This is a genomic window from Streptomyces sp. NPDC055078, assembly GCF_053607985.1.
Genome location: NZ_JBSGUP010000149.1, coordinates 1 through 14,520, shown reverse-complemented (window position 1 = coordinate 14,520; position 14,520 = coordinate 1). Strand labels below are relative to the sequence as shown.

The window sequence follows — 14,520 nt, the reverse complement described above, 5'->3', positions numbered from 1 at the left end:
CCGACAGCCTGCCCCGGCTCGCCGCCCGGGGGACGTACTACCGCGGCGGTCCGGTCGATCTCGCCGAGCTGATCGCCCGCTGGCACCGCGCCGGAGCCGTCGACGGGTTCCAGCTCGTGCCCATCGCGCCCCACCGCGATCTGGAACGACTGGTGAACGGAACCGTCGCCCTGCTCCAGCACCGCAGCCTGTTCCGCGCCTTCCACCCGGGAGGCACGCTCCGGGAGCATCTGGGGCTCACCAGGCTGACCAGGCCCGCCAACCGCCGCGCTCTGACCGGGGGGACCGTATGACATCCCCGCGCGGACCGCTGCATCTCGCGGCGCGGGTACCCGGTGGCGGCGATCCCGCGGGCCCGGCCGATTTCGCGCCCGTCGAGCGGTTCGCCCGCACCGCCGAACGCGGACTGTTCGACTTCGTCCTGCTCCCTGGCGCGGCGGGGCAGTCCGCGCCGTACGCGCCGTACGCGCCCCGGCCGCACCCGCCGGGACCGTACGGCCACCGGGGCCGCCCCGGCGACCCCGGCGCGGCCGGCGGACCCGAGCCGATCACCGTGCTCAACGCGCTCGCCGCCGTCACCGACCGCGTCGGGCTCGCCGCCTCCGTCTGCGCGACCGAGGGCGAACCCTATGAACTGGCCCGCAGACTGGCCTCGCTGGACCATCTCAGCGGCGGGCGGGCGGCCTGGCATCTGGTGAGCGCCGACGACGCCCTCAGGGCGGACGGGAACCGGCGCGGCGACCGCGCCGAGCGGGCCGTCGAGTCCGTCCGCGCGGCCCGTGAGCTGTGGGACTCATGGACGCCGGACGGCCGGGTACGCCCGTTCTCCCACTCCGGACGGCACTTCACGATCGAGGGGGAGTTCACGGTTCCGCGCTCCCCTCAGGGGCATCCGGTCGTGATCCAGGCCGGCGAGGGCGACGCGGACCGGGAGTTCGCGGCGGCGTCGGCCGATGTGGTGGTGCCCCGGCGGCACGGCACCCCGGCGACCTGCCGGGCCTGCCGCGCCGACCTCAGCGGCAGGCTCGCCGCCCATGGCCGGGCGCCGGGCGAGGTGAGGATCATGCCCGAGGTCGCCGTCGTCCTCGGCGCGAGCGAGGGCGAGGCGCGGGAGCGGGCCGCCGAACTGCGCCGGCGGCGGATCTCCCCGCAGGACGCGCTCCGGGCGCTCGAACGGGTCTGGGGCCGGGACCTCTCCTCGTACGACCCCGAAGGGCCGCTCCCCGCCGTCGACCCGCTTCCGGCCGGCGCCCCGGGCCGTGTCGACCCCGGCCACGTCGCCGCCCCGGACCCGGCGGGCGTGGGCGACCCCGTCGGTACGGCGGCGCGCTGGCGGGCGCTGGCGGAGGCGAAGGGGCTCTCGATCCGGGCGACCGTCATCGAGGTGACACCCTGGCCGTCGTTCACCGGCACCCCGGGGAGTGTCGCCGAGGCGATGGTCCGGGGTGCGGCCGAGAGCGCGGCCGACGGGTTCCTCCTGGCGCCGCCGCCCGCACCGGGCGGTCTCGACGAGTTCGTCGCGCAGGTGGTGCCGCTGCTCCAGGAGCGCGGCGCCTTCCGTACGCACTACGCCGGTACGACGCTGCGCTCCCATCTGGGGCTCGCCGAGCCGGTGTGGAAGGGTTGACGACATGAGCACGGACGCACAGCAATCAGGCCAGGACGGGCCCGGTGGTCCCGGAGCGCGGGACGGGTCGGCCGACCGGGCGGCGCACGCGGCGCGGAAGTGGCGGAAGTGGCATGAGCGGCGGGTCGAGGCGATCTCCTCGCCGTACGGGCCGCTCTCCCTCACCGGCACCCACTGGCTCGACGACCATCCGGAGGGTCGAATTCCGGCCATCCCGGGGGTCTGGGAGCCGGCCGGCGGCGAGATCGTCCTCACCGCCCGCGCCGAGGACGCGCTCACCGTCGACGGCAAGCCGTTCACCGGGGCGGTCCGCCTCACCGCCGACCACGGGCCGATCCCCGGATCGAGGGTCGCCCACGGCGGGCGGCGGCTGGTCGTGCTGCGCCGCGAAGGGCTGTGGGCGGTACGCGACTTCGACCCGGACGCCCCCGCACGGGCGTCGTTCACGGGCATCGACGCCACCCCGTACGACCCTCGCTGGCGGCTCCCCGGGCGCTTTCGCGCGTACTCCGCGCACCGCAGTGTGCGGGTGGCGAACGCCGACGGGCGGGAGCGCGGGCTCGGCCTCGGCGGCGAGATCGCGTTCGTCATCGACGGGGTGGAACACACCCTGGGGGTGGCCGTCGAGGACGACGGTTCGCTGTGGGCCGTCTTCGCGGACGCCACCAGCGGGGACAGCAGTTACCGGTTCCGCTTCCTGCGGCCCCGGGAGCCGCGCGCGGACGGCACGGTGACCGTCGACCTCAACCGCGCACTCCTGCCGCCGTGCGCCTTCGCCGACCACTTCATCTGCCCCCTCCCGCCGCCGGGGAACACCCTCCCGGTCGCGGTCCCGGCCGGAGAGCGGAAACCGCTGACCCGCTGACCCGTTGATCCGCTGACCCGTCCCAGAGGGCGAGCGACGCATCAGGGCCCCCGGTGCCACCAAGGCACCGGGGGCCCTTCGCCGTACACCGGGGCGCACGGCCGAAAGGCGCCCTTGCGGGGGCAGTTGACCGCCCGAATACTCCCGAGCAGCGCTTGTCAGGGGCACGACTTGTCCGGAATTCGGACGATGTCCCCGGCTGCGCCTCACGGGCCCCGAACCCCACAACGGGCCCCCGATCCCCCTCGGGAGGAACGACAAGTGAGGATCAAGCGCACCACCCCCCGCCGTACCGCCGCACACAGAACCGCCCTCCCTGCCACCGCCCTCCGTGCCACCGCACACAGCACCGCCCCCGTGAGACGGCGCACCCGACTGCTCGCCGTCACCACCGGTCTGGTCGCCGCCGCCGCGCTCGCGGTCACCCCGGCAGGCGCCGAGCAGACCCACCGGGCCGACCAGTCCGTACAGACCGGGCAGTCCGGCCAGACCCACCAGACCGACCAGTCCGGTCAGACCGGGGCCTACGGCGCGGCCCGGCTCGGCGCCGCGAGCGACGCCGTACTCGCCGCCGATGTGCCGGGCACCGCCTGGAACGTCGACCCGGCGACCGGCACCCTCCTCGTCACCGCCGACAGCACCGTCTCCCCGGCCGAACTGACCAGTATCAGAAGGGCGGCCGGAGCCGACGCCGCGGCTCTGCGCATCGAGCGCACCCCGGGCGTCTTCTCCAAGCTGCTGTCCGGTGGTGACGCCATCTACGCCACCGGCTGGCGCTGCTCCGCGGGCTTCAATGTGCGCAGCGGCTCCACCTACTACCTGCTGACCGCCGGTCACTGCACCGACGGCGCGGGCACCTGGTACACCAACTCCTCGCGCACCACGGTCATCGGACCCACCGCCGGATCCAGCTTCCCCGGCAACGACTACGGCCTGGTGCGCTACGCCAACGCCTCGGTGCCGCGCCCCGGCACCGTCGGCGGCGTGGACATCACCGGTGCCGCGAACGCCACGGTCGGCATGTCCGTCACCCGGCGCGGCTCCACCACAGGCATCCACAGCGGCACCGTCACCGGACTCAACGCCTCGGTGAACTACGGCGGCGGGGATGTCGTCCACGGACTGATCCGCACCAACGTCTGCGCCGAACCCGGTGACAGCGGCGGCCCGCTCCACTCCGGCGGCCGGGCCATCGGACTGACCTCCGGCGGCAGCGGCGACTGCTCCCGGGGCGGTACGACCTTCTTCCAGCCGGTCACGGAGGCGCTCGCCGCCTACGGGGTCCGCGTCTACTGACCGCACGCGGCGCGCGGCGGCCCTTGAGGCCGAGCCCCCGTCCGTATCACGGCCGAGCCCCCGTCCGTATGGAGGACGGGGGCTCCACGCCGCTTCGCCGTCTGGGACGATGTCTGGCGTCGGGCACGGCAGAGAAGCGGGGGTCGCGGCGAAGTGAAGCGCATTGGTATCACCGGCCACCGGCACATCCCACCCGAGGCGTGGGCCGACATCGGCGCGGGCCTGCGTGCGGTGCTCCGGGGCCACGAGGGTTCGATGGAGGCGTTCTCCAGCCTCGCGGTCGGTGCGGACCAGCTCTTCGCGGACATCGCGCTGTCCTGCGGGGCCGAGCTGACCGTGGTCATCCCCAGCGGCGACTACGCGGACACCTTCGCCACGCCCGCCGAGCTGGCCCGCTTCCAGCAGTTGCGGGCCCGGGCCACCCGGGAGATCCAGCTCGACTTCCCGCACTCGACGGACGAGGCGTACTACGCCGCCGGGGCCCTGATCGCCGACAGCTGCGACCGGCTGCTCGCGGTCTGGGACGGCGGTCCCTCGCGCGGTCTGGGCGGGACGGCGGACATCGTCCACTACGCGCGCGACCGGGGCAAACCGGTCACGGTCATCTGGCGCGAGGGCCTGGAACGCCCCTGACCGGGCCTGCCGCCCGCCCCCGCCCGGCAGGGGGCGCCCGGCCGTACGGGCCTTCGGCGCGCGGGCCGGGACGGGTCCTCAACTGCGGTGCCGCACCAGCCAGTCGGTGTGCTGGGGCGAGACGACGCGCTCGGTCTCGTACACCGCCGAAGGCCACTGCGTGTCGGTGACCGAAGTCTCCATCGCCCGGTGCATGGCCGCCAGATCCTCCTCCACCAGGGAGTGGGCGGCGATGAGGGGCTGATGCCGGCGGATCTCGCTCCAGGCGAGACAGCCGGCCGCGGCGGCCGACAGCAGTCCCGCCGGCTCCACGGATCCGGCCAGCGAGAATGTGTGCAGTAGCGAAAAGAACAGCGCCAGCAGGGTCAGCAGGCCGATGGAGAACGACCACAGCAGCGTCGCGCGGCGGGAGTTCTCGGCACTGCGGTGATACCAGTTGCGCTGTTCGATCAAGCGGTCTCTGATGTAGGTCTCTTTGCGAATGCTGAATGGCCGTGAGCGCAGTTGCCGCATCGCGGCGGTGATCAGCTCCCCGTCCGCCACATCGGGCTCAGTGGTACGCGGATCGTGCCAGCCGACTTTGGCCAGCTCCCGTAACCCCTCCTCCAGCCGTGCGAGGAACAGCCGGTCCGTTTCCGCGGACTGGTTGTCGAAGGGGGTGCCATGAACCGAGTAGCGCCAGCACATCGACTTGATGAACTCGGCGGCGGAACGATTGAGTTGCCAATGCGACTTCGCACCGCGCCGTGAGGCCCGATAGCCCAGGAACAGTACCCACGCGTACGCCAATGCGCTGATCGCCCCCGGCAGTTGGAAGTCGTCGCCGAGTCTCAGCGACGACGGCAGGGCCGCCGCGGCGGCTCCCGCGACGAGAAGCAGCAGTTGGAGACGGGTGGCGCCGACCGCCTCGCGCTGGCGCGCGATCGCGGTCGCGTCGGTGTGGTGGAAGAGAGCCGGCAGATCAGTCTGACGGAACACGATGCTGTCCCGTGGGCCGGGCAACCCGGTCATGTGCCCCCCTGTCTGCTGTTATGACTTCACTCGTTAGGCGGAATGGTCTGTTCCGTACCTACCCGCTGGAATGTGACGCAACTCTTTCGACGCATGTTCCCGGCTTGAGTTGCCGCGAGTGGCCATGAGAGTAAAGTCGTGCCGCTACCACCGCAATGGTGCGTGGTTAACGGCGCACGACATCAAGATCAAGGACGGCCCCCCATGACTACTCAGACCTCAGCATCCTTCGCCGCAGCGAAGAAGAACCGCGTCCCGCTGGCCCAGATCGACCTCCGTGGCGGCGAAGCGGTCAGGAAGCTCGCTCGGGTCGTCCCGGCCGGCGCCGACCGCACCGCTCGGACGTCGACGTTCAACTCGGCGCTCTAGACTGGCGGAATGACAGGACCCCTGGTCCCATTCCGCGAGATCGTTCTGAAGGTCCACAGCAGATGCGATCTCGCATGTGACCACTGCTACATCTACGAGCACGCCGATCAAAGCTGGCGAACCCGCCCCAAGGCGATCTCCGACGAGGCGATTTCCTGGACCGCTCTGCGACTGGCCGAGCATGCCAAGAGCCATGCCCTGCCCTCCGTGTCAGTGATCCTGCACGGAGGGGAGCCTCTTCTGGCGGGACCCGCACGGCTGCGAAGGGTGTGCGAGGAGCTGACGGGGGCTCTGGAAGGCGTCGCGGAACTGGATCTGCGGATCCACACCAACGGCCTACAGCTCAGCCCCCGTTATCTCGACCTGTTCGACGAGTACGGCGTCGGGGTCGGCATCTCCCTCGACGGCGACCGCAGCGCCAACGACCGGCACCGCAGGTTCGCCGACGGACGCACCAGCCATCCGCTGGTCCTCCGGGCCGTCGAGCTGCTGCGCGGCGAGCGCTACCGCCATCTGTACCTCGGACTGCTCTGCACGGTGGACGTGGCCAACGACCCGGTCGCCGTGTACGACGCGCTCGCCGAGCTGGCGCCCCCGCGCATCGACTTCCTGCTGCCGCATGCCACCTGGGACGAGCCGCCGGTCCGCCCGGACGGCTCACCGACCGCGTACGCCGACTGGCTGCTGAGCGTCTTCGACCGCTGGGACCGCGCGGGCCGGACGATCCCGGTGCGCCTCTTCGAGTCCGTGCTCTCGACCCTGACCGGCGGCCCCAGCCTCACCGAGTCCCTGGGCCTCGCCCCCACCGACCTCGTCGTGGTGGAGACCGACGGCGCCCTGGAACAGGTCGACTCCCTCAAGAGCGCCTACGACGGCGCGGCGGCCACCGGATTCAATGTGTTCGACCACGCCTTCGACGCGGTGGCGGCCCACCCCGGCGTCCGCGCCCGCCAGCTCGAACTGGCCGGGGTGAGCGAGACCTGCCGGAGCTGCCCGGTCGTCCGCTCCTGCGGCGGCGGCCTCTACACCCACCGCTACCGCTCGGACAACGGCTTCGACAACACCTCCGTCTACTGCACCGACCTCGAAGCCCTGATCCACGGCGTCGAACGGCGCACCGCCGCCCGCCTCGTCCCGGCGGCCGTCACCGACCCCGGCGCGCTCCTCGCCGACGACCAGGACCTGACGCGTACCCTGCTCGCCTCCCTCCACGGCGAACTGGCCGGGCGCGGCGGCGCGGCCTGGGACACGGCCTGGGAACTGACCCTGGCCCTGGACGCGGAAGGCGAGCTGCTCGACACCGTCTACGGCCATCCGTACACCCGCACCTGGCTCAAGGACACCCTCGACGCACTCGGCGCGGGACGCCGGGACGCGATCGCGCGGGCGCTGCGCCTGCCGTCGTATCTGGCCGCCGCCCTGGTCGCGGGGGGCGAGCCGAGACCCGTCCGTGTCCCGTACGACCACGGGCTGCTGCGGCTGCCCACGCTCGGCGAGCTGCGCACCGGGGGACCGGACGCGCACGGCACCGCCGAGGTCGTCGCCGCCGGGGACGGCTTCCGGGTGACGGTGGACGGCCGGGCGCCCCGCCAGGTATCCCTCGTACCCCTCGGCGATGAGAGCGGCGACTGGCGGCCCGTCCGCACGGTGGGCGGCCGGGACGGCGTCCCGCTGCTGCGGCTGGACGACCTCGATCCGTACCGGGAGTGCTTCTCCGCCCCCGTACGGCCCCGGCTCGGGGCCGACGAGGCCGCGCACTGGCAACGGCGGTTCACCGCCGCCTGGGCGCTGCTGCGCGACGCGGCCCCGGAGCAGGCCGCCGAGGCCGGTGACTGCCTCAGTACCCTGACCCCACTCGTATCACTGGACCCTTCCGCACCTCACGCCCCAGTGGCAACGCAGGTCTTTGGCCGGTCGTCCACGCGTGAGGACGCCGTGTGCGGGCACGGTTATGGAGCGCTGGGGATCGCCCTGCCCCCTACCGACGGAGAACTGGCGGTCACGCTGCTGCGCGGTTTCCGGCGAGCCAAGCTGAACGCCCTGCTCGAAGTCGGTGATCTGTACACACAGGACGGCTGGTGGCGTCATCCGGCGCCCTGGCAGGAGGGGGAGGTCGCGGTGTCCCAACTGCTGGCGGAGGTCTGCGAAAGGGTCGGCCTCGCGACGTTCGATCCCGAGGGAGCGATTCAGGCCAGGCGCGCGCTGAGGACCCTGGAGGGCTCGGCGGAGCTGACGGTGAGCGGGCGGCACCTGCTGGCCGAGCTGTGGAAGGAGCTGGACGGACCGGCCCCGGGCGGGCCGGCGGCGGATCCGGCCGTACGGGCGGAGAACCCCGGCGGACGGGCGGAGAACCTCGGCGGACGGGCGGAGAACCTCGGCGTACGGACAGCGGACCTGTCCGCACCGGCGGCGGCCACGGACGGACCGGCGAAAGAGAGCCGTGGGTGACCCGGGGGACCGCGGGCGCCTGGCGCGGTCCCTGCGTGATCTGGGTGTGCGGGAGGGCATGACCGTGCTGGTGCACGCCGCACTGCGCACCACCGGAATCCACTCGGACACCCTCCGGGACGCCCTGCGGGAAGCGCTGGGCGAGAGCGGCACCCTGGTGACACCCGCCTTCACCGAGGAGAACTCCGACACCTCCGACTCCTACCGGGCCCGGGTCAGGGAGCTGACACCCGAGCAGACGGAGACCTTCCGGCTGAACATGCCGGCCTTCGACCCCCTCAGCACACCGAGCCAGGGGATGGGCCGGTTGGCCGAGTCCATCCGCACCGCGCCGGGAGCCGTCCGCAGCGCCCATCCGCAGACGTCCTTCGCGGCCGTGGGCGGCCGGGCCGCCGAATTGCTCGCGGGCCACACCCTCTACTCGCACCTCGGTGAGGCATCCCCCCTCGGGGCGCTCTACCGGGCCGATGCGAGCGTGCTGATGATCAATGTGGACTTCGACGTCTGCACCGCATTCCATCTCGCCGAATACCGGACGAAAGCGCCTCGGCGGACGTATCGTTGTGTCGTCCTCCTGCCCGACGGAACCAAGACCTGGACGGAGTACGAGGACGTTGTGCTCGACGAGAGCGACTTCGGCGCCATCGGCGCCGCCTTCGCCTGGGGCATGGAGCAGAAGGGACAACTGGGAGGAAGGCCCGCAAGACTGTTCTCAGTCAGAGCCGCCGTCGACCACGCGGTCGAGTGGATGACCGAAAAGCGGCGTTGATTGACTGAACGTCGGGGGGATGGAGAGCGTCGGGCTCCGGAATGATTAATTTCGCTCGCATCTCCCTGATGCCGGGTGCGGAGGCGGGCGTTCACACAGGACGGGGGTCGTGTGTCGGATTCAGCGCAACGTGCGGCGGACCATCGACCGTATTTCTTTTTGAGCTACGCGCACACACCGCGTTACGGGGCGGGGGGCCCGGATCCGGACATGTGGGTGGAGCGGCTCTTCCGGGACCTCTGTGGCCATGTGATGGCCATGACGGACCTGCCGGCCGGGGCCCCGGCCGGATTCATGGACCGGGAGATACGCTCGGGCGAGGGCTGGTCGGAGCGCCTCGGCGAGGTGCTGGCGACCTGCCGGGTCTTCGTCCCGCTGTTCTCCCCCCGGTACTTCGCCAGCGAGATGTGCGGCAAGGAGTGGTACGCCTTCGCCCAGCGGGCCATCTACCACCAGGCGAAGAGCAACCGGTCCGCCGAGGCGATCGTCCCCGCGCTCTGGGTGCCGATGCCGCCCGAGCAGCTCCCCGGCCCCGCCGAGCGGCTGCAGTTCAACCACCGGGCCTTCGGCGACCGCTATGTCACCGACGGCCTCTACGGACTCATCAAACTCCGGATATTCGCCGAGGAGTACGAAGCGGCCGTCTATGAACTGGCCAAACGTATCGTCAGCGTCGCCGACACGACCCGGATCAACTCCGGCAGCCCCGTCGACTACCGCCACGCGCCCAGCGCCTTCGGCAAGCCCACCGGCGGCCCCCGCCCGATGCATCTGACCATCGCCGCACCCACCCGGCACGAACTGCCCAGTGGCCGCGCCCCCGAGTACTACGGCAAACAGTCCCAGGACTGGAACCCGTACCACCCGGACTCGGCGCGGCCACTGGCCTATGTCGCCCAGGATCTGGTCCGCTCCCTCAACTACCAGGCCACCATCTCCTCCTTCGACCACGAGGCGCCCCCCCCCCCCCCCCCCCCCCCCCCCCCCCCCCCCCCCCCCCCCCCCCCCCCCGGCGCGGGGGGACGACCACCCGGGCGCCCCGCGCGCCCCCCACCACCCCCCAGATACTCCTCGTCGACCGCTGGGCGCTGGAGGACGACGACCGGTGCGCCCGGCTCGCCGCCTACGACGCCGAACCGCGCCCCTGGGTCAGCGTCGTCGTCCCCTGGAACCGCGACGACCCCCAGAGCCGTACATCCGAGGCCGAACTGGTCAAGAAACTGGAACGGACCATGCCGCACCAGATGAGACAGGGCCGGGCCGCCTGCCGGGCAGCCGCCCGGGGCGTACTGAGCATGGAGGCATTCGGGCAGATCCTGCCCCAGGTCGTCGAATCGGCGGCCCAGGAGTATCTGCGCCACGCCACGGTCTTCCCACCCGCACCGTCACCCGGAGCGTCCCGGCCCCAGCGGCCCAGACTCCGCGGTCCGATGGGCGACAACGGCACCACCCACTATGTCCCGAACACGCGTGGATCAGCCCCCGATGCGGAGGACACGGATGACAGCCGGTCGTGACGGACGCATCGTCACCTTCTACTCGTACAAGGGCGGTACGGGCCGCACGATGGCCCTGGCCAACACGGCCTGGATCCTCGCCGCCAACGGCAAGCGGGTCCTGGCCGTCGACTGGGACCTGGAGGCGCCCGGCCTGCACCGTTTCTTCCACCCCTTTCTCGACCCCTCCACGCTCGGCGCCACCACCGGCGTCATCGATCTGATCACCGAGTACGCCTGGGCCGCGATCACCCCCGACGCCGGCCGGCGCGACGACTGGCATGTGGACTACGCGCGCATCCAGCCGCACGCGGTCTCCCTCACCCCCGAGATACTCGGCTGGGAGTTCCCCGACGGCGGCACGCTCGACTTCGTCTCCGCAGGCAAGCAGAACCGCGAGTACTCCGCGACCGTCTCCACCTTCGACTGGGACAACTTCTACGACCGCCTCGGCGGCGGCCTCTTCTTCGACGCGCTGCGCGACGACATGAAGGCCAACTACGACTACGTCCTCATCGACAGCCGCACCGGCCTCAGCGATATCGCCGACATCTGCACCGTCCATCTGCCCGATGTCCTCGTCGACTGCTTCACCCTCAGCGACCAGTCCATCGACGGCGCCGCCTCCGTCGCCCGCCAGATCGACGAGCGGTACGGCGGCCGGGGCATCAAGATCTACCCCGTCCCGATGCGGATCGACGAGGGGGAGAAGGAGAAGGCCGACGCGGGCCGCGCGCTCGCCCGGGTGAAGTTCGACCGCTTCCCCACCGGCCTGGACGGAGACGAACTCACCTCCTACTGGGGCGCGGTGGAGATCCCCTACCGGCCCTACTACGCCTACGAGGAGACCCTCGCCACCTTCGGCGACGAGGCGGGCCTCACCAACTCCCTGCTCTCCGCCTTCGAGCGGCTCGCGTCCGTCATCACCGAGCAGCAGATCACCTCCATGCCCACCGTCGGCGAGGAGATCCGGCTCCGGATCAGGGACGCCTTCACCCGGCGCAGGCCCGCGCTGCCCGCCGATCTCTTCCTCAGCTATGTGGCCGAGAACCGGATGTGGGCCGACTGGATCGAAGCGCTCCTCACCCGCGCCGGCTTCCGGGTCGTACCGCGCGATGTCTCCGTCGAGCGCGACCCGGACGACATGGACCCCGCCGAGACCGCGGCACGCACCGTGGTGCTGCTCTCCGGCGCCTATCTCAAGTCGGCCCGGGCGGTGGACCTGTGGCAGCGGACGACGGCGGAGGACCCCGGCGGCGCCCGGCACCATCTGCTGCCGCTCCGGGTCGGTGACGTCAGACTCACCACCCCCTATATCGACCGCAACCCCGTCGACCTCTTCCGGCTCGACGAGGTCCAGGCGTCCAGCGCCCTGCTGCGCGCCCTCGACCGCCCCGTACAGCTGCCCGACGCCTCGTCGCCCGGCCCGCGCTTCCCGGGCACCGTGCCCAAGATCTGGAACGCGCCACCCCGCAACGCCGGGTTCACCGGCCGCTCGGTGGCGCTGGAGCGGATGCGCGACCGGCTCGGCGGCGGACTGTCCGTGGCGGCCGTGCTGCCGCAACCGCAGACCCTGTACGGACTCGGCGGCGTCGGCAAGACCCAGGTGGCCAACGAGTACGTCCACCGCTTCATGGCCGACTACGACCTGGTGTGGTGGATCTCCGCCGAACAGATCGACGATGTGATCGCCGGACTCGCCGAACTCGCCGTCCGCCTCGGAGCGCAGGGCGGCGAGGACATGGCCGCCGCCTCCAAGGAGGCCATCGATCTGCTGCGGCGCGGTGTGCCGTCCTCCCGGTGGCTGCTCGTCTTCGACAACGCCGACGACCCCGAACAGCTCAAGCGGTTCTTCCCGCCCCAGGGTCCCGGCCATATCCTCGTCACCTCCAGGAACCAGGCGTGGTCGCAGTACGGGGACGCGCTGCCCATCGATGTGTTCACCCGCGAGGAGTCCATTGAGCACCTGCAGCGCCGAGCCCGGGGACTGAGCGCCGAGGACGCCGACGCCGTCGCCACCGCCGTCGGTGATCTGCCGCTCGCCGTCGAACAGGCGGCGGCCTGGATCGCGGAGACCGCGACCCCCGTCGCCGAGTATCTGGACCGGCTCGGCGAGCAGGCCACCAGCGTGCTCGCGCTCAACCAGCCGGCCGGCTACCCCCAGCCGGTCGCCGCGACCTGGAACGTCTCCATCGAACGGCTCAAGGAGCGCTCACCCGCCGCGGTGCGCCTCCTCCAGCTCTGCGCCTTCTTCGCCCCCGAGCCGATCTCCGCCAACCTCCTCTACAGCCGGGAGATGATCGACGCGCTCAAGCCGTACGACGCCTCCCTCCAGGAGAAGCTGGTCCTCGGCCGGGTCATCCGGGAGATCGGCAGGTTCGCGCTGGCCAAGGTCGACCAGGTCTCCAACAGCATCCAGGTGCACCGGCTGGTGCAGGCCGTCATCCGGGCCCAGCTGACCGAGGAGGAGCAGCAGGACGCGCGGCACGCCGTCCACCGGGTCCTGGCGGGCGCCCGGCCCGATGACGACGAACCGATCGACAACCCCGAGAACTGGCCCCGGTTCGCCACCATCTGGCCGCATCTGACCACGTCGGAGGTGCGCCACTGCCGGGAGCCGGAGACCCGCCGGCTGATCATCGACCGGGTGCGCTACCTCTGGAAGCGCGGTGACTGGGCGACCGCGTCGACCCTCGCCAACGAGGTCCGCGAGACCTGGCGGGAGACTCTGGGCAACGACGACGTCCAGTATCTGTACCTGCGCTTCCACATCTCCAACATCTACCGCTCGCAGGGCCGTTATGTGGAGGCCAGGGACTTCGACGAGCTGACCCTGGAGCGCCAGCGCAATGTGCTGGGCCCCACCCACCCGCACACCTATATGACCACCAGCGGTCTGGCGATGGACCTCGGCACGCTCGGGCAGTACGGCAGGGCGATGGAACTGGCGACCGAGGCGCACGAGGGATTCAGCCAGATCTTCCACGAGTCCCACCCGCGTACGCTCGCCGCGGCCAACAACCTGGCGCTCAACCTGCGGATGGTCGGCCATTACTCACGGGCCCGGGAGATCGACCAGGAGGTCTTCGACCGGCGCACCGAGGTGCTCGGCCCGGAGCACCCGTACACCCTCTCCTCCGCCGCGTCCCTCGCCCGCGATCTGCGCGAGGTCGGCCGGTACGAGGAGTCGGTCACCCTGCTGAGCCGGACCTACGACCTCTACAAGCAACAGCTCGGGCGGATCTTCCCCGGCACCCTGTCGGCGGGCAAGAGCCTCGCGGTGTCCCTGCGCCGCGCCGGGCGGCTGGAGGACGCCCGGCGGCTGACCACCTCCACCCGCAACCGCTACCGGTCCCGGTACACCTCGGCCAACCCGGACACCCTCGCCTGCGATCTCAACCTGGCGGCCGACCTGTTCGCGGCGGGCGAGCCCGTCGCGGCGCGCGATCTGGCGCAGGAAGTGGTCGACCAGTACCTGGTGGTGCCGGGGGAGAGGCACCCGTACACCCTCGCCGCGATCAACAACCTGGGCATCTTCCACTGGGGCTGCGGCGACCCCGAGTCGGCCGAACAACTGCTGCTGAAGGTCAGCAGAACGATGCGGGAGGTCCTCGGCGACTCCCATCCGCACTACCTCTACAGCAGGATCAACCTCGCCAACGCGCTGGCCGACCTGGGCGGGCTGGAAGAGGCGCTGGACATCGAGCAGCAGGCCGTCACCCGGCTGCGCGAAGTCCTCGGCCCGCACCACCCCGAAGTGCTGGGGATCGCCTCCAATCTGGCGGTCACGCTGGGCCTGCTGGGGCGCAAGGACGAGTCGGCTCAGCTGCGGAACGAGGCGGTCGAGGAACTCCAGCGGCTGCTGGGGGAGGACCACGCACTCACCAGGATCGCCCGGGACGAGCGGCGGGTGCACCGGGACCTGGAGCCGCTGGCGGTGTGAGGACGCTGCCGTGCGCGGACTGCGCGAGGCGGTCGGCGAGGCGGTTCTACGGGCGGCGGGCGG

The 14,520-nt window shown here is 71.6% G+C and carries 10 protein-coding genes and 2 pseudogenes; 11 read left to right on the top strand and 1 reads right to left on the bottom strand.

The window, feature by feature from the left end; genetic code table 11:
- The 5 genes and pseudogenes from ACWF94_RS15475 to ACWF94_RS15455 form a co-directional block, all read left to right on the top strand.
- Positions 1–293: pseudogene (locus ACWF94_RS15475) on the top strand (LLM class flavin-dependent oxidoreductase); the annotation flags it as partial.
- On the top strand, positions 290–1,627 hold the full coding sequence (locus ACWF94_RS15470; RefSeq protein WP_453487864.1) for an LLM class flavin-dependent oxidoreductase: 1,338 nt from the start codon (positions 290–292) through the stop codon (positions 1,625–1,627). The pseudogene ACWF94_RS15475 and the gene ACWF94_RS15470, both read left to right, overlap by 4 nt.
- A gap of 4 nt (positions 1,628–1,631) precedes the next feature.
- A complete protein-coding gene (locus ACWF94_RS15465; RefSeq protein ID WP_453487863.1) occupies positions 1,632–2,492 on the top strand; it encodes a DUF1684 domain-containing protein in 861 nt (286 codons plus the stop codon).
- 261 nt (positions 2,493–2,753) lie between these two features.
- A complete protein-coding gene (locus tag ACWF94_RS15460; RefSeq protein ID WP_453487862.1) occupies positions 2,754–3,788 on the top strand; it encodes a S1 family peptidase in 1,035 nt (344 codons plus the stop codon).
- Between the two features lie 153 nt (positions 3,789–3,941).
- The gene (locus ACWF94_RS15455; protein ID WP_453487861.1) at positions 3,942–4,421 is read left to right on the top strand and encodes a hypothetical protein; all 480 of its coding nucleotides are present in this window, start codon (positions 3,942–3,944) and stop codon (positions 4,419–4,421) included.
- 78 nt (positions 4,422–4,499) lie between these two features.
- Here ACWF94_RS15455 and ACWF94_RS15450 read toward each other — a convergent pair whose 3' ends face one another.
- Positions 4,500–5,432: a DUF4231 domain-containing protein gene (locus tag ACWF94_RS15450; RefSeq protein WP_453487860.1), complete on the bottom strand. Its 933-nt coding sequence runs from the start codon at positions 5,430–5,432 to the stop codon at positions 4,500–4,502.
- Between the two features lie 204 nt (positions 5,433–5,636).
- On the opposite strand from ACWF94_RS15450, the gene fxsA reads away from it, so the two are divergent.
- The 6 genes and pseudogenes from fxsA to fxsT all read left to right on the top strand — a co-directional run bounded on the left by fxsA (position 5,637) and on the right by fxsT (position 14,457).
- Entirely contained in the window at positions 5,637–5,801 is a 165-nt protein-coding gene (gene fxsA, locus ACWF94_RS15445) for an FxSxx-COOH cyclophane-containing RiPP peptide (protein ID WP_453487859.1), read from the top strand.
- A 9-nt stretch (positions 5,802–5,810) separates the two neighbouring features.
- On the top strand, positions 5,811–8,249 hold the full coding sequence (gene fxsBH, locus ACWF94_RS15440; protein ID WP_453487858.1) for a radical SAM/SPASM protein FxsBH, inactivated beta-hydroxylase extension form: 2,439 nt from the start codon (positions 5,811–5,813) through the stop codon (positions 8,247–8,249).
- Positions 8,242–9,018, top strand: coding sequence for an aminoglycoside N(3)-acetyltransferase (locus ACWF94_RS15435; protein ID WP_453487857.1), 777 nt, complete (start codon positions 8,242–8,244; stop codon positions 9,016–9,018). Before fxsBH ends, ACWF94_RS15435 begins: the two co-directional genes overlap by 8 nt.
- Before the next feature lie 75 nt (positions 9,019–9,093).
- Positions 9,094–9,909 (top strand): annotated as a pseudogene (locus ACWF94_RS15430) (TIR-like protein FxsC); the annotation flags it as partial.
- Positions 9,867–10,535, top strand: coding sequence for an FxsC protein (gene fsxC / locus ACWF94_RS15425; RefSeq protein WP_453487865.1), 669 nt, complete (start codon positions 9,867–9,869; stop codon positions 10,533–10,535). The pseudogene ACWF94_RS15430 and the gene fsxC, both read left to right, overlap by 43 nt.
- Positions 10,519–14,457: an FxSxx-COOH system tetratricopeptide repeat protein gene (gene fxsT / locus ACWF94_RS15420; RefSeq protein WP_453487856.1), complete on the top strand. Its 3,939-nt coding sequence runs from the start codon at positions 10,519–10,521 to the stop codon at positions 14,455–14,457. The genes fsxC and fxsT overlap by 17 nt, the downstream gene beginning before the upstream one ends.
- Positions 14,458–14,520 lie beyond the last annotated feature (63 nt).